Annotated in this window: 14 protein-coding genes; 5 read left to right on the top strand and 9 right to left on the bottom strand. The window is 40.8% G+C overall.

What is annotated here, in order from left to right; translation table 11 throughout:
- Nucleotides 1–4: 4 nt before the first annotated feature.
- Complete coding sequence (locus tag HUS62_RS10435; protein ID WP_175079457.1) at nucleotides 5–2323, bottom strand: PEGA domain-containing protein; 2319 nt, start codon at nucleotides 2321–2323, stop codon at nucleotides 5–7.
- 10 nt (nucleotides 2324–2333) lie between these two features.
- Nucleotides 2334–3746: a glycerophosphodiester phosphodiesterase gene (locus HUS62_RS10430; RefSeq protein ID WP_258536761.1), complete on the bottom strand. Its 1413-nt coding sequence runs from the start codon at nucleotides 3744–3746 to the stop codon at nucleotides 2334–2336.
- A gap of 218 nt (nucleotides 3747–3964) precedes the next feature.
- Here HUS62_RS10430 and dgt point away from each other — a divergent pair, with 218 nt between their 5' ends.
- A complete protein-coding gene (gene dgt / locus HUS62_RS10425; protein WP_175079456.1) occupies nucleotides 3965–5422 on the top strand; it encodes a dGTPase in 1458 nt (485 codons plus the stop codon).
- 109 nt (nucleotides 5423–5531) lie between these two features.
- Nucleotides 5532–7964, top strand: a complete 2433-nt coding sequence (locus HUS62_RS10420) for a hypothetical protein (protein WP_175079446.1) — start codon at nucleotides 5532–5534, stop codon at nucleotides 7962–7964.
- 203 nt (nucleotides 7965–8167) lie between these two features.
- Here HUS62_RS10420 and HUS62_RS10415 read toward each other — a convergent pair whose 3' ends face one another.
- Together HUS62_RS10415 and HUS62_RS10410 are read right to left on the bottom strand one after the other, a co-directional pair.
- Nucleotides 8168–8860, bottom strand: coding sequence for a hypothetical protein (locus HUS62_RS10415; protein ID WP_175079455.1), 693 nt, complete (start codon nucleotides 8858–8860; stop codon nucleotides 8168–8170).
- Between the two features lie 145 nt (nucleotides 8861–9005).
- Nucleotides 9006–9920: a LysR substrate-binding domain-containing protein gene (locus HUS62_RS10410; RefSeq protein ID WP_175079454.1), complete on the bottom strand. Its 915-nt coding sequence runs from the start codon at nucleotides 9918–9920 to the stop codon at nucleotides 9006–9008.
- Between the two features lie 113 nt (nucleotides 9921–10033).
- Between HUS62_RS10410 and HUS62_RS10405 the strand changes: the two genes are divergently transcribed.
- The gene (locus HUS62_RS10405) at nucleotides 10034–10339 is read left to right on the top strand and encodes a hypothetical protein (protein ID WP_175079453.1); all 306 of its coding nucleotides are present in this window, start codon (nucleotides 10034–10036) and stop codon (nucleotides 10337–10339) included.
- Nucleotides 10340–10994: 655 nt separating this feature from the next.
- Here HUS62_RS10405 and HUS62_RS10400 read toward each other — a convergent pair.
- The gene (locus tag HUS62_RS10400; RefSeq protein ID WP_175079452.1) at nucleotides 10995–11276 is read right to left on the bottom strand and encodes a putative quinol monooxygenase; all 282 of its coding nucleotides are present in this window, start codon (nucleotides 11274–11276) and stop codon (nucleotides 10995–10997) included.
- Nucleotides 11273–11494: a DUF2798 domain-containing protein gene (locus tag HUS62_RS10395; protein WP_175079451.1), complete on the bottom strand. Its 222-nt coding sequence runs from the start codon at nucleotides 11492–11494 to the stop codon at nucleotides 11273–11275. The genes HUS62_RS10400 and HUS62_RS10395 overlap by 4 nt, the downstream gene beginning before the upstream one ends.
- Before the next feature lie 81 nt (nucleotides 11495–11575).
- Here HUS62_RS10395 and HUS62_RS10390 point away from each other — a divergent pair, with 81 nt between their 5' ends.
- Nucleotides 11576–12430, top strand: coding sequence for a LysR family transcriptional regulator (locus tag HUS62_RS10390; RefSeq protein ID WP_175079450.1), 855 nt, complete (start codon nucleotides 11576–11578; stop codon nucleotides 12428–12430).
- A 55-nt stretch (nucleotides 12431–12485) separates the two neighbouring features.
- Here HUS62_RS10390 and HUS62_RS10385 read toward each other — a convergent pair whose 3' ends face one another.
- Nucleotides 12486–13211: a hypothetical protein gene (locus HUS62_RS10385; protein ID WP_175079449.1), complete on the bottom strand. Its 726-nt coding sequence runs from the start codon at nucleotides 13209–13211 to the stop codon at nucleotides 12486–12488.
- 152 nt (nucleotides 13212–13363) lie between these two features.
- Nucleotides 13364–14236, bottom strand: a complete 873-nt coding sequence (locus tag HUS62_RS10380; RefSeq protein ID WP_175079448.1) for a nuclease-related domain-containing protein — start codon at nucleotides 14234–14236, stop codon at nucleotides 13364–13366.
- Nucleotides 14237–14806: 570 nt separating this feature from the next.
- Here HUS62_RS10380 and HUS62_RS10375 point away from each other — a divergent pair.
- Nucleotides 14807–15184, top strand: coding sequence for a hypothetical protein (locus HUS62_RS10375; RefSeq protein ID WP_175079447.1), 378 nt, complete (start codon nucleotides 14807–14809; stop codon nucleotides 15182–15184).
- A gap of 62 nt (nucleotides 15185–15246) precedes the next feature.
- Here the strand turns inward: HUS62_RS10375 and HUS62_RS22895 are convergent, their stop codons facing one another.
- Nucleotides 15247–15585: a hypothetical protein gene (locus HUS62_RS22895; protein WP_220095010.1), complete on the bottom strand. Its 339-nt coding sequence runs from the start codon at nucleotides 15583–15585 to the stop codon at nucleotides 15247–15249.
- Nucleotides 15586–15849 lie beyond the last annotated feature (264 nt).

Genomic DNA, 15849 nt, shown 5'->3' with positions numbered 1-15849 from the left:
TTGCTTAATTAATTGCTAAATCAATGGTTAATATTTGTTCGCCAGCATCTACTTGGTGCCAACGTCGATACGTTTTATACCCAGGCGCCGACACTTGAATATCATAAGCGCCAGTTTTTAAAGTCATGCCAGGGCGGTATTTAGGGCCTATATTCATAATGCGAATAGTGGCATTCGCCGGGTTTGTGATAACGGTAAGTTTAGTTTTTTGCTCAACCAGATATTGTCTACGCTGTTGTTGCTCAGCACTTAAACTGGCATCGCCATGGCGCAAAATATCAACCTTGGCTAAAGCATGGCTCATAGGACTAAAGTTCTCGTAAATATGCAGTTTTTCTTCAAACTTTAACCCTAAAGGATGCAGCAGAGGCTGCGCATGCAAAGTCCAACGAATAGCATAGCTAAACACCGGATTGCTCGACTCATCGACCTTGTCTAAAAAGTAGTTAACCGGGCTTTGGTCGTCCTTGGTAAAGGTGTTATGCACAAACATTACTGGCACTATCAAAATCAACGCAGGCATAATCAGCTTTTGCAAAACAGATACACCTGTCGTTGGTTGCTTTTCTTGCTTTGGTTTAACCAGTTGCCACAGTTTTAACGGCAGCTTGCTAAAGGTTAAGCAAATCAAAAACAGTGATAACGACATCGAAATAGGCGGAATAATCACCGAACGCAATGCTTGCTTACCGTACTCAGCATACTCGCCACCATCAGCAAATTTACCTTCTGAGCTATTAAGCATGGCTAGGTATTTGTCGGTGCGTTTTGCAATGTTTGGATCAAGCACCTTGTCTTTAAAGTTCTTTTTATTCCAATCGGCACGAATGTTTTTTACGTATAAATCACCCATTCTATCGGCAATTTTTGCTTGAATTTGTGGGTGTAGCTGAAACGCAACCCAGCTTAAGTTTGGCTTTAAACTCATGCCGCGTTTGCGCATTTCGCTTTGCCATTGTGCATTAGCTTCACTTGTAACCTTATTGGCTACAGCATTAGCAAATGCTTGGCGTTGATTCACATTCCAGTTGCTTTCAAGCTGTAATCCTTTGCTGACAAAATGTGATCTAAGCTTCTTTTGTGTTGTTTCGTGAGCACGAAACGCCATTAAGTTTTTAATCGTAAATGGGTAGCCCGTTTCACTTACAAACATCTTATGAAAGTTAGGGTGCTGTAAAAAACGCAGCTGGTAATGATCTGGGTCATCGGTGTATTTGTAGCGCTTATCTTTAAAGCCGCCATCACCACCGGTTGCTAAACTAGCAGCTTGTAGTGCGGTATAAACACCACCAGTAAGCACACCCATTAAAATAGTGCCTGCGGCATTTTCAGCAACCGAAACATCTTCTTCAATAAGCCAGTAATCAGGCTCAATGTAGCCAATACCGGCTTTTAAAATATTACTTCGGTAGTCTGCAGCTTCGCGTTCATAACAACGATTTCGGCGGTCTTTTTCACTGCTTTTGTCATAACGCTCACGGCATTTTGCAATGCTGTGGTGGTAATCATAAATCTTCGGGCCATACTTTTGCGCGCGCGCTGACGCTTTTGCAATATGGGCTTTTTGCGCTTGTTGGTATTTGCTCCAGCCACTATTGATCTCTTGTTCAACTTGCTGCCAATAACCTTGCTCGCGCTCACCGATACTTGCCAAAGTGCTGTTGTACTTTTTACTGCCATCAGCATAGGCTTTGTATTTAACCACCAGCTCATCATATAACTGGCTGTAGTTTTTATAATGTTTATCAAAATCTTGATACGCTTTTTTCTGTACAAACGCGGCAATAATCTTACGCTTATCTTGCTCTAGGTTGTCTGAAAGCGCGGCATCGCTATACAGTAAGCCACCAAACAGCGCCAAAAAGGTCAGGTTTTCTGAGCTATGTAATTGCTCAGGGTTGTAATCGAGATCATTCACTTTAATCGAGTTAATCGCCAGTGCATCTCTAAGTGCTGCACTGTAGGTAGCAAACTGGCGCTGCTCTGCGGTTGAAGGCTCAATTAAGGTTTTTTCAATGGCATATTTTTGGCCAAAAAACACCACCGGCCAAACTAAGCATAATAAAGCGATAAACGAGATAATCCCGCGGCCCACTTTGGCAACCATAGCCTTAGGTAAAAAGTCAGCTAACAGCAGTGCAACACCCACCCCAGATACAGCTCGGCCATAAATTTCGAGGTGTTCAAGGTCTTCTGCCGAAGGGGTACCTAAACCGACTAAAGAGACTAACTGGGCATTAAAAATTGCCTCAGGTAATAAATATAAAGTAGCTAAAACAAGTAGCAAACAGCGCCACCAAAACGGCTTTATTAAATCAGTCATAGTTTTATTCTTATTGTTTTTTACGCAGTTCTAGTTCAACAGCAGGATCTGTTTCTAGGCTAAAATCTTCATCGGCTTGGCGAGTCCCTATTTCTAAATTAGGCGCTGAAGGAGTCGATGTTACTTTTGGAATATAAGTTTTTTCTTGAGTTGATTTAAGCGTGCCGCCCACCGCTGGATAAAGCTGATTCCCTTTATAAGCATACAGCTCATCAAGGCGCTCTAAATCAAGGTCTGTGGGCATGCTGGCAATCAACTTAGCGCCTGCTTCATCGCTAAAATACGGCTGCATTTTTGGTAATTCAAACACAGAACAAAAGCCATAAACGGTATCGTCCATAATTACAGAGTCAGGGCGAAGAGAACGTGACTGCGCTAATAGGCTGCGCTCATGATAGTCGTGGCCGTTAATAGAATAAGTGGCAATCATAATACCGCGCGCTTTAGCAACTGGTTTTAAGCGTGCTGCACTTTGCTTGTAATGACGAATATCAAGCACATAACCAAAGTTACGTTTTAGCTGTTTTGCTAATCTATCTAGCTTAACAGGGCTGTCGTAACGTTTTTCACGATGATAGCGATTACCAAGAGCTTGTAAGCTCTCAAGCTCTTCTTTGTTGCGCTCGTAAATTGGGTCGCTACCAGCGCCACGTTTTAGGTCACTTGCTAACTTATTCATTGAGGCTTTTGCAGGCGACTGAATAAATGCCAAGTAAATATCTGGGTTAATATCGCGCATACGGGTCAGGTTGCGCATTTCTAAACTGCTAAAAAAGTAGTTACCACCGCCAACAAATTCATACGCTAAGTAATCCAGCATTTTTAAATCGTTAACTGAAGCCTTTGATTTTATCTCAATATTCAATTTTTGATGAGGTTTGCGATAGCGCGCAAATGTGGCAGCAAGCTCTCTAAATGAAGGTGGCATATCATCGGTAAGTAACCCGGTATCTTGGTTACGATGACGTAAATAGCCCCACTCTTTTTTATAGCTCATCGACTCAATTTTGCGGCGCTTATTGTCAACTGTGCCTGTTTCGCGACCTGTACGGGCATCATGATGTACAACCCACACATCATCACGGGTAATTCGCACATCAATCTCAACAACATCAAAATTGTTGTCGATGGCATCTATTACCGCGTTAAGCGAGTTTTCTGCATAACGAACTGAGCCACGGTGGCTCTGCAAATTAAAGTTACTGCATTGCCTAGCAGAGGCGTAGTTGATATTACCAAGTTGGCTTTCATAAAACCCTCGTGCATACAGTGCACCCTGCTTGGCCTCAATGGCATTTTTTTCGGCCACCGTTAAGGTGCTTTCAGCGCTTGGCTCTGGGGTGCTTTTACAAGCCGTTAAACCAATACAACACAGGAAAATACTGGCTAGTAGCCATGGTTTTTGAGACAAAGTTTGCATCATTGCTATATAGCCAAAAGGCTTTCCTTTCTAATACAAGATAATGAAGAAGTGCGTAAAACTGAATAATATATGAATGAAGGCCACGATTTAAAGTAATAACTTTAATAAAAATGAATATTTTAATTTAAGATACAAGCTGTTAGATTTAATTTAATAAATGGCAAAATGTTGCTAACAAAACGCAAAAGCCCGATTTTACCGCTTTGTGGGAATGAAAAATGATCGATTTTGGTAAAAAAATAACGCCTGCGCGCGAAATGCGCTCTACCAATAATTTACACACTGCGCTTGAAAGTGATCGGGGCCGCATTATTAACAGTGCTGCAATTCGCCGTTTACAGCAAAAAACCCAAGTTTTTCCACTCGAACGTAATGCCGCAGTGCGCTCAAGGCTAACCCACTCTCTTGAAGTACAACAAGTGGGCCGATTTATTGTGCAAACCATTTTTAATAAACTTAGTGATGCAAAGCAAAAAGAATATGGCTTGGCTGGGCTTGAGCGACCGCTAGAAAGTCTAGTAGAAATGGCGTGCCTAATGCACGATATAGGCAACCCACCGTTTGGTCACTTTGGCGAAGCGGCCATCAACCAATGGTTTGAAAAACACTTAGGCGCACTAACCCCTGAACGCTGCAAAGGCATTGGTATTAGTGTGATCTTTAAACACCTTGCCCAAGACATAAAAAGTTTTGAAGGTAATGCTCAAGGAATTCGCATAATTCATTCATTACTTTCTCTAAACTTAACCTACAGCCAAAGTGCCGGAATTTTAAAATATACCCGCCCGGCCAGCATGGCGAAAATAGACAGCCCGCAAGATAAAAACTACTTGATGAAAAAAGTGGGTTACTACTTCAGCGAAAAGCCGTTTATTGAAGCGCTGCAAACTGAACTCGAAATTGAGCAATACTGCCGTCATCCTGCTAGCTACATTATGGAAGCAGCTGACGATATATCGTATTGTTTGGCCGATATTGAAGATGCCGTAGAAAAAGGCATTATTAGTGTTGAGTCGCTTTGCGAAAAGTTAAAAGAGCAATACACCCGCACACTCACAAACCTAACCATAGACGATACCAAACACAGCGACTTTGCCGAAAAAGCCATTGATTATGCGTTAAGTAAAGCACAAGAGCAGCCGTACAATTTTAACAGCGAATTTTTTATCTACCTGCGCGTGACCTTGCTACACCCATTAGTAAGCTACGCAGCAGAGCGGTTTATTAATAATATTGAAGCCATTTACCACGGTGATTTTAATCAGGCTTTATTAGAAGATCGAAGTCACTTGCACGCCGTCACGCTCACCCTAAAACAAGTGGCATTAAAGCATGTATTTTGCCACAAAGAAGTAGAGCGATTAGAGCTACAGGGTTACCGTATAATTAGCGGTTTACTTGACTGCTATAAACCTTTACTTACCCTTGATGCTGATGCTTTTAAACGCGTGTTAAAAGGCGACCAAAACTACTTAATTGAAACTCGTCTGGTTAAAAAACTGTCTAATAAACATTTAAATAGCTACCAAAAAGCCATTGATGCCCTAAAAGCCGAACCGGATCATTTTGCCGCCTACGAATTTTATTATCGCTGCCGATTAATTCAGGATTACATAAGCGGAATGACCGACCAATTTGCTTACGACGAATACCGTGCGCTAATGGTAATTGATTAGCTAATACGAATACTCCTAATTTGTTAACCAAATGTGGATAAATTACTCGTCTCAGCATAGAATTAATTAACTGTCGGCTCATCAAATAAACCTTACTGGTCCAGAACTTATGCCAATTATAAAAACAACTTTTCTCTTATTACTCCTAAGCTTAAGCTTTACGAGTAAAGCGCAGTACAACGAAGCCATGTGTATTTTGTTAAAACAGCAAATGCACGAGTATCGCTTTAACACCAGCAATAAAAACTATCGCTCGGCTGCCAGAAACTACGAGAAAAACTGTAAAAATCCAACCCCTGTCAATAACGCAGCAGGCTTTGAAAAACTAAAACAACAAACAAAAGAAGCGGTTCCAGTTAACTCAACGACAGCAGCTAACCCCAGTGTGCACTCAGGTGCTATTCAAGCAGAACCTGAAGAAACTACGGCACCTATTGCAGAGCAAACCGTTGAACCTATCGAACAGCAAATGCCAGCAATTGAGCCAGAAGTTCAAGAACCAGAGCTTTCCGAACAAACAAATGCCTCCGCAGAACAAACCGAAATACCAGCAAAAGTTGACCGTATTACGATTTCTGATGCTCCTGAAGAACCTGTAGTAGAATCAACTACTAGACCTGCTATTCAAGATCAAGCCACTGAAATTAAAACCCAAAGTGCTGAGACTGCAACTGCTGAAAAACCAGCTGAACCTGAAGTAAAAGCAGAACCGGCACCGAAGCCTGCGCCAACACCCGCACCTATGCCAGAACCTATTCCTGCAAACAGCGATAGCTCTTCAAGCTCATTATTAATGCCAAGCTTAATTGTGTTGTTGGTATTACTTGTTGCAGGTTTAGTGATTGTGCGTATTCGTCAAAGCAAAAAAGCAGATGCCGATTCAGAACTCGAACAAAGCTTGATGCAAGCTAAAGCATTAAAAGCCGCAGCAGAAGCACAAGCAGCCGCTGAAAAAGAAGCTGAAGAGTTAAAAAATGCAACAATGGCTGTACTTAGTGAAGAACAAGAGCACTCGCATCAGGACAATTATCCGTTAGCTGACAATACCTTTTCAGCAAACCAAACAGAAAGTAATGACGAGTTATCTGCGCATATGCACTTTAATGCACAGAATAATAATGACGAGCAAGAGCCTGAAGCATCAACACAGCTTGATACTACCGATGATTTTGCAAGTGCTCACCAATTCGAAGATCTTGAACTTGGTTACGACGAGAAAACCGAAAATGACGCTGATGACGACTTTTTGGATGAGCAGCGCGGCCTAGAGCAAGAGCTAAAATTAGCAAGCCTAGAAGACTCACCGTATAGCCTCAACGAAGAAGCAGAGCCGCAAGCTGATGACGTTCAGCAAGACGAGCCTGAAACACAACCTAAATTAGAAGAACCGAGTTACACTGCTTCTTCATCGTTTGGTTTTGATGAGTACACAACCAAAGAGCCTGTTGAAGACGAGTCTCTTACACCTAAGCCATTTGCAGATACTGATAATAATGAACCAGAGAAGCCAGAATTAGAAGAGCCAAGCTTTACGAGTTCGTCATCATTCGGCTTTGATGAATACTCAACTAAAGAGCCTATTGCTGACGACGAGCCAGTGTTAGCTGAAATCGAAGAACTTGAAAAGCCCGAAATTGATGAGCTTGAGCAACCAGAGGTCGAAGAGCCAAGCTTTACAAGTTCGTCATCATTCGGCTTTGATGAATACGCAACGAATGAACCAATCGCTGACGATGAGCCAGTGTTAGCTGAAATCGAAGAACTTGAAAAGCCAGAAATCGATGAGCTGGAGCAGCCAGAAATTGAAGAGCCAAGCTTTACGAGTTCATCATCATTTGGCTTTGATGAATACGCAGCGAAAGAGCCTATCGCTGACGATGAGCCAGTGTTAGCTGAAATAGAAGAGCTCGAAAAGCCTGAAATCGATGAGCTTGATAAACCTGACATAGATAAACTTGAGAAGCCAGAAATTGAAGAGCTAAGCTTCACGAGTTCGTCATCTTTCGGCTTTGATGAGTATTCACCTAAAGAGCCTATTGCTGACGATGAACCTGCTAAAGATGAAGTGCCTGAGTATGACTTATCGTCATTTATGGGTGATGACTTATCGTTTGCTGATCATTTTAATGAAGATGAGCACACAGTCTCTGCGCCAAACCCAGCAGAAGAACACGACGACATTAACGATGATGATTTAGCTAAAGCCTTACAAGCACTTGAACAAGAACTACAAGATGAACCAGCTTCATTTAATGTAGAAGAGCCAGCACAGCCAGCGGTAGAAACTGTTGATTTGTCTGACGAACTGAGTAACGACGATAAGCTTGAAGAAACGCCTGAAGAAAAAAGTGAAGAAGCCGACAAAAAGCCAGAGCAACAAGACGATAAGCCGTATAATCCGTTTGCGAACTTATCACTAGATCCAACCTGGGACCCAAATTCAGACGAAAAGCCTGTGATAGAAAGCAAAAACAAACAGCCAAAATCACAAGCTTTGATTGACGCAGAAGAACGCGCCAAACAGTTCAAAACGGATGAGTGATTAAGCTGCGAGGTATGAGTTTCGAGGGGAAAGTTGCGAGGAATGAGTTGCGAGAAATGAGTTGCGAGATGCGAGTCTGTAGCAGAGATTTTACATCGCGTCCTAGCGCCTAGCTCCTTTCCCCTTTCTAACTTTCCCCTTTCTAACTTTCCCCTTTCTAACTTTACTCTTTCCCCTTTACCCTCGCTAACTTCCCATTTGGCTCACTTCACCACTGGCCGTGGGCGCATTAACCAATGGAAAATAAATATCAAACCAAAGAACACCGATACAGCTAAAGCACACAACACAATGATGTTGGTTGGTAAAAACGAATCTGTGCTGTAGCTGTAGCGCTTTAATTCTTGCTCGGCACTTAACTTGGCTCGTTCGGCTTTGCTAGGTAAAATAAATTCGTGAAACGAGTCTGTTGGTTTTGCTTCTGTACGGGCAAGTTGAGCACTTTTTTGCTGCCATAACATATCAAATTGCTGAAACTGAATTTGCTTGTTTTCAAGACACGACTCAAGGTTTTGCAGTTGTAATGAACGAGCGGCACAACGTGGCGGCATGACATAAAAACGCTCCCATGCAGCTTGTTTACTGATGTAGGCTTGTTCAGTTAACGGTTTTGCTAAGGTGTTTTCGAGCTCTGCAATGTCAGGGTTATACAACGACGATTTAAGCTCAGCAATTTGCTCTTCACTAAAGCAGGTTTCAGATATTCGCGCCGACAAGCTTTGAATGCGCTGTTTGTAGGCTTCAATTTTGTCGAGAAGATTGGTTTTACGCAGGGCTATTTGCAGCTCAATACGTTCGGCTTGCATGCTTTGACATGCATCTGAAGGAATTGCTTGCTGCGCCCAAGCAAAAGCGGGCAACAACAAGGCTGTTGTTATTAAAATCCGTTTAATCATTAATTTACGTCACTGTAAAAACTAGAGGTACAGATTATCAGTTTCTAATAAAACTGCAACAAATCTGAGTCGAACCCATCTAAAAGAATGACAAATTACCTGTCTAACAATTTTATATAGCGAACGAGCAATAATCATGAAGGGCTTAAGGTTTATTATTTCCATTATCAAACTGCTGATCATCTAAAGCAAATTGCTCCAGTAACCAAGCTTTAAAAAGCTGTACCTTTTGCCATTTAAAATGTTCGGGCGGCGCTGCAAGGTAGTACTTATATTGGCAGTGATATTCATAGTTTGGGTAAATCTCAAGCTGACCAAGTTGCAGTTGAGTTTCGATTAAACGCCTTCTTACCATTGCAATACCTTGCCCTGCTAACGTGGCTTGAATTACCAATGCAGCGTTATCAATTTCAAGTGCAGGCAGCGCATCTGGGCTCACAGCTAATTGCTGAGCCAAAGTTAACCAACCGCGCTCAGCATCTGGACACACATCTTTAATTAGTTTTTGTGCCAGAATCTGCGGTTTAAGTGCTTTATTAACATCAATGGCACCGGGTTTATAAGCCAAAAATAAGCTGTCGTCGCTGATAAGCTCACTGTGTAAATCTGGGTAATTTCCTTGACCAAATCGAATGCCTAAGTCAACCTGCCCCGCTGAAAAGTCGGCAAGTTGATCGCTTGGTTCAATACGCACTTTGATATTGGGGTATTTGTTTTGAAAATCACTAATACGGCCCAGTAACCAACCACTGGCGAACGAAGGCAGCACAGTTAAGTTTAACGTATTCGGGTGACTATCTTGGCTAACAGCCTGCACACCTGCCTGCAAATGACTAAACCCCTTAAGTACATGGGGTAATAGCTGTTCGCCTTGGCGGGTCAGCTCAACATAACGGGTATGACGAGTAAACAAGCTGCAATCAAGCTGTTGTTCTAACAAGCGAATTTGTTGGCTAACCGCAGCTTGGCTAACAAACAATTGCTCTGCCGCAAGCTTAAAACTACCTAACTCTGCCGCGTGCTTAAAATACCAAAGACTTTTTAATGGAGGTAACTGCATACGCTTTTATAGTTAATAAAAACTTAAGCATAAGTAATTTTTAATCGTTTGTCAGCAGTGGTGACACGAGTAATACTCATATTGCCAACCGCGACAATACAAGGACAACCACCATGAAATACTTAATTATTTTATTAATTTTATCTGCCTCAAGCTTTAGTTACGCCAACCAACCCGTAATTACTCAGCTTGATACCGATGAAGGCTACCCTTATAAAAACTTAATCAAAAAAGTAGAGCGAGTAGAAATTCGTTATGTAGAAAACAGCCATTCGGTGACCTGCAAAGTCAATGTGCAAACACTGAATAACCAATACATGGGCAAAGAACAAACAGTCTCAGCCAAGCTATTTGCAAAACGCCCAATGGCCGCGTGTTTAACCCGCGAAAAAGCCAAGCAAATTCTGCATATGCTGTAATCATTTCAACCTTGTTAAACTAGGCTACGAATAGCAGTACTTCCCCAGTAGCCTAGTTTTTTCTGTATGTATGAAATGTGTTTTGTGCGTTTAAATGTAGAGAGGAGGCGTTTGCTAGATCTTTTTTCGAACCACAGAGGACATAGATAGCATAGAGAAAGACAAGGAGTTATCTATAGCGCAGCGCCTCATAATCTCTTTGTGCATTAACCTCGGTGAGCTCTGTGGTTCAATTATCTTTATTCACAAAGAGAAGTGAATGAGAAGACAATTAGTTAACCATAGAAGCCAGTTTAATCTTTCCTCTAAAGCGAAGCGCCTCATAATCTCTTTGTGCATTAAGTTTCTCGGTGTAGCGCGAAGCGCCTCGGTGCCCTCTGTGGTTCAATATCTTTATTCACAAAGAGAAGTGAATGAGAAAACAATGAGATACTAATTAAGCCAATTAGTTAATTACCTCTAAAGCGTAGCGCCTCATAGTCTCTTTGTGCATTAAGTTTCTCTGTGTAGCGCGCAGCGCCTCGGTGCCCTCTGTGGTTCAAATATTTTTATTCACAAAGAGAAGTGAACGAGAAGACAATGAGATACTAATTAAGCCAATTAGTTAATTACCTCTAAAGCGCAGCGCCTCTTATCCTCTTTGTGAATATTAAATCTAAAACTCCTCCACCACCTCTACATCAACCGGCTCCGCCAACGCGTTTTCATAAAACGCAAACATCGCTTTGGTATAAGGCTGGGCATAATGCTCATCAAGAGCTGCTTGCGATTCAAACTGCTCAACTAAAAACAAACAACGCTGCTCTTTACTCGCAAACAGCTCAAAACGATTACAACCTCGCTCTGCACGAGTGGCTGCTAATATGCCCTGTAAACGCCCTTTACAGTCGTCAAATAATGCCGCCTTTGGGGTGATTTTTGCAACGATATTAATCATACTGACTCCTTACTAAATAACTTTAAAACCAATGCCCTAATTGGCGGGGCAACCGTAAAAGCCACCACAAACGCAGCAGGCCACGAATTAGCAAATGCCTTCATCCAACTTAGAAAAAATGTATCGCTTAGCCCTAAGTTGACATAAGTGACCCATGCCGAAAGTAAAAACGACATTAAAAACGAAAATGCCGCAGTAAAAGTAAAATGAATTTTCATATGTCCTCCTTGGCGTTACTATATTTGCACAGGCCAAGTGGCAACAGTCACGAAAATGCAAACTAAGATTGAGGGAGTCGTATGCTGGATGATCTGCATTTATTTATTGAAATAGCGCGCCGTAAAAGCATGAGCCAAACAGCAAAAGATTTAGGGCTGAATCTATCTACCCTATCAAGGCGCATTCAGGCATTAGAAGAAAAACTCTCTGAGCCATTACTGCAACGCACAGCCCGGGGCATTGTGTTAACCGCCAAAGGCGAGTCACTATATAACGAGCTAGGCGACCAAGTGCTCGCTCTTAGCAGCCAGCTTGAGCAATTAAATGACTCGCCCGCTGCAAAAGAGTTTTACCTGTTGTGCCCACAAAACATCATTGCGGGCCCACTGATGGGGGCAGTTAATCAGTTTGCGATGGCAAACCCTGCGCTAAACCTCCACATTTACCCAAGTAATGCCAACAGCCAACTAAGTCAAAAGCGCTTTGACTTAGCTATTCGCATCGGCGAACAACAAGACTCAAGCTATTTTCAAAAGCGCCTAGGCATGATCGCAATAATGCTAATTACAAAGAAAGATGCCCCAACATCAAGGTTGATACTGCCCTATTCAGAGTCACAACTACCCAGCGGTTTACTTAACAAATTAAAAACCGAGTATGAACACATAAGCTTTTGTTTTGATATTACAATCGCCAGAAAAATGGTTGAAGCAGGCTATGGCATTGGCTTACTACCCATGAGCGAAATTTGCTGTATAGACGACACCAGCAACTTTAGTTATATAGAATCACCCCATAATATTCCCGCAAGGCCAATTTACGCCCTCTGGCCACATTCACGCACACCATCAGCAAATGCCCAGTTGTTGATAGAACAACTCCAAACCAGTATTGCAGAGTTACCGAGTTTACAAGGAGAAATATTAGCGCTTTAGTTGCGATTTTCTCGTTTCTCATCATTGTAGGTCGGGCTTTAGCCCGTTTAATAACTCAATCTTTAAACCAACGATAAAGACCAAACACAAACAGCATGGCCGCAATGCCAGCCAAGGCTAATTGCCAAATTTTAAGGTCATTCAACTTTGTAAATTGCGGACTAACACTCTCATCTAAAGGCGGCGAAGCTTGTTTAACGGGTGCTTCGATTATCGGATTCTTTATCACGGCTTGGCTTGTAGTTTTATTTGCATTAATTTCTGTAATGGTTGGCTTTACTGTAATAACAATATCTTTATAGTCTGCTTTAGCTTTACCACTCCAAGCAGATTCAAATAGCGCCTTTTGCTCAGCTTTATTTTCGCTACACCATACAAAATCAGCTTGCTGAATATCCTTCGCTCTACAGCGATCAGGTAATTGATAAAATTGCCCCCAAGCATGGCGCTTTTTATCGTCATTATATGAATTTGAATACACAGTAGAGTTATGTACTTTGGTGTTTAAAAGTGCGGTAGGGTTAGAGCGATACGTATAATTACCGCCATTACCAGAACTTCTTTTTGGGTGTTTGCAGTGTCTAGCAAGTAGCGTAAAAAGCTCATCTAAACGCTGATTCCAACGTTCACCTTGCCTTGCCGTGTAGCTACGATTCATTCTTTTACGAATACCCTCGCGCTCAGCCTCAATGCTATCACAGCGACTTTTTGAATATTGCTCTTCAGCAACCGTGTTGAAACTCGCAAGCAAAGTAGCGAGTATTAAAATCCATTTATTCATAACATTACATCTGTGTAATTTGGTTGTATTTACTCCCTATGTGTTAGCTGGGGAAGTACTTATTCGATAAAAGCTAGCTAAAACAATTGCTTTAGAAAACTTTCGATGCAAATTGCCTACTCAAACTAAGCATTAAATTTAGTCTCTATCAATTAAACCTTAGAAATATTTAAGCTTCTTTGCACAGCTTGATAGCAAATAGCTTTTTGCATAGCTCCATCTATTTGGTTTTGGCGCATCGACAATATAGTTTTTGCTAACTGTCTATGGGAAACAATAGGAAATGGTGGTCGCTGCTTCAACTCTATAAACCAACCTGGAAAGCACAATATTGGGGTTATTTTTGTTTGAAAACCAGTTGCTTCACTTAACCATTTATAAACCCAATTTGCTTGTATTTCTGCTTGTTCAATTGGCTTGTTTTCATTCCAAGATGGAAAGGCTAGTAGATTATTTTCGAATCGGACTTTGTAGTTTGTATCATCTTTAACGCGCTTATGCCTTCCTTTTGTTTCAATCGCAAAAACACCATTAGGCCCAATAACTAAGTGATCAATATTAAACCCATCAGCTTGAATATCATGAAATATTTGATACCCATGAGATTGAAGCTCAATTAATTCAGATGCAACAGCTAACTCAGCGTCTCGCCCTAGTTTTAGTTTAATTAACTGGTCTGATTCAAACCACGATTTTCTGGCGGTGTAAATTAAACCGACAATAATTACAATTATAAAAAAGTAGTTCAATTGACCGCTTGCCAACATTTCGGTAATCCCTTTGAGGGCAAACGGCATTGTAATAATCAATGCAGCTAAACCTATGTAACCAAAAACATTAAAGATCTTATCGTTTACTTGATCGTTAAGTGTTTGTGCGGCTACTCGAGTAAATTTTTTTCGATCTACAGGTAACTTGGCTTGCTTCTGATGAAGCCATACTCTTAAAAAAATAACACCTAATATTGAATATATTCCTCCTATTACAAATAAGAGGCTGAGTCCTTGTGCTATGAAGTTATCCATTTCAGGTCCTTGTTCTGTTAACTCCCTCTTTATACATCAATTATTTAATAATGTCGCGTTGGCGACGGCAACCAAAGAGAAGTAAACGCCGACTTCTCTTTGGAATCTCTCGGCGCCCCGAGGTTCACACTGTTCCCTCAATTTGAATTAATTAAATGAACGTAAACAGCGTAGATAGGCCATCCGTGGCCAAGCTACGCTTTTTACAGCATCCATGCTGTAAATTACTCATAATTAATTCAATTTCAGGTGTGAACACGGGGAAAATCTCGGCACTCGCCTGCAACTAGACAATGAGTTATTGCTTGTTTTCATTAGCTATTTCAGTAAACTGGCTGTAAATAACAGGGAGTGGTTTATGGAGCTGGTTGGCATCTACGATGCAATACTTTTGCCTGTGAGAATATATTTTTAGCAAAAAATGGAACAACTAAAGCATCATAAAGTTATAGAAATAACTCACACCTGCACTCAACACTGAATATAACCTAAGAGCTAACCGAACTTATGCCAAGTGAAATATTTATAAAACAGTAAGTTATTGGTTAATAGATAAAATTAAGGAAAAATATGTCAATTAAAGAGCTTGAAGAAAAACTAGAAAATCACTTCGATAGTTTAACTAATGATGAAGAAAGTACATATGGAGTTGTAAAAAAGAATAATGAAAATCTAGAAATGATTACAGGAGTTCTTTTCGAAGGGGTGAAGTCATATGATAAAAATATTGAATTAAAGCACGAACGTGAACTTAAAAGCATGGTCTTAGATCAAAAACGCTTTAGCCACGGTTTTTGGCTTCTAGTTGTTATCTTGATATTCATAATTACTTTAATCTTTGGACTAATTTTTGTTAAAGATGATAGTAATACAGCTTTAAAAATTTTAACTCACGTTCTTGCAGTTGGCATGGGCATAGTTACTGGTATTGGCTGGAAAAATAGATAGTAAAATTAAAGATTAAAATATCTATTAAAATTCAATCAGATATTTTAATCTAAAAATTCAAACTAACTTATATATTCTAGCCTCTTATTTTTCATATTAATCGGCAATGACTTTAAATCCGCCTGACTATACTTATAATGGAAATAATTAGCCACTTTACTTTCATGTGTTGATAAAATGATTTGAAGATCTGAGAACTCATATCGCATCATTTGAACAAAAGAAGCCATGTTCACTTCGTCCATAGTTTGCACTGGGTCATCAATCAATATAGTTGATAACTTAGAAGGGTAAACCTTATTCATTGCTAGCATAAATGAGATAACAACTCCAGCAAGCTGCCCCGAACTCATTGTATTCCATGCATCATGACTATCATTAGGTGTAGCACTGAACTTCATAAAGCCTTTTTCGCTTCCTTTAGTCGGCGTAATTAAAAATATACCGCTCCCCTCTGGGCGAGACTGTAGTATTTTAGAGCTATATACAAAAAGCGGTATTGCAATATTTTTTGCAACATCTTTTTCATAAGCTTTAATTTCATCTTTATAGACCTTACTGATTTCCTTTATTTCATCCCTCTTTAGCCACGGCGGGATCGCACTTTGTAAAAAGGCTTTAACATCCGCCTCTTTTCTGATCTAATAACGCCCACATTGTCACTA

The organism is Pseudoalteromonas sp. 0303 (assembly GCF_013349995.1).
Lineage (GTDB): Bacteria > Pseudomonadota > Gammaproteobacteria > Enterobacterales > Alteromonadaceae > Pseudoalteromonas.
Note: the sequence above shows the minus strand (reverse complement) of the source record. Positions and strands in the feature narration are given on the sequence as shown.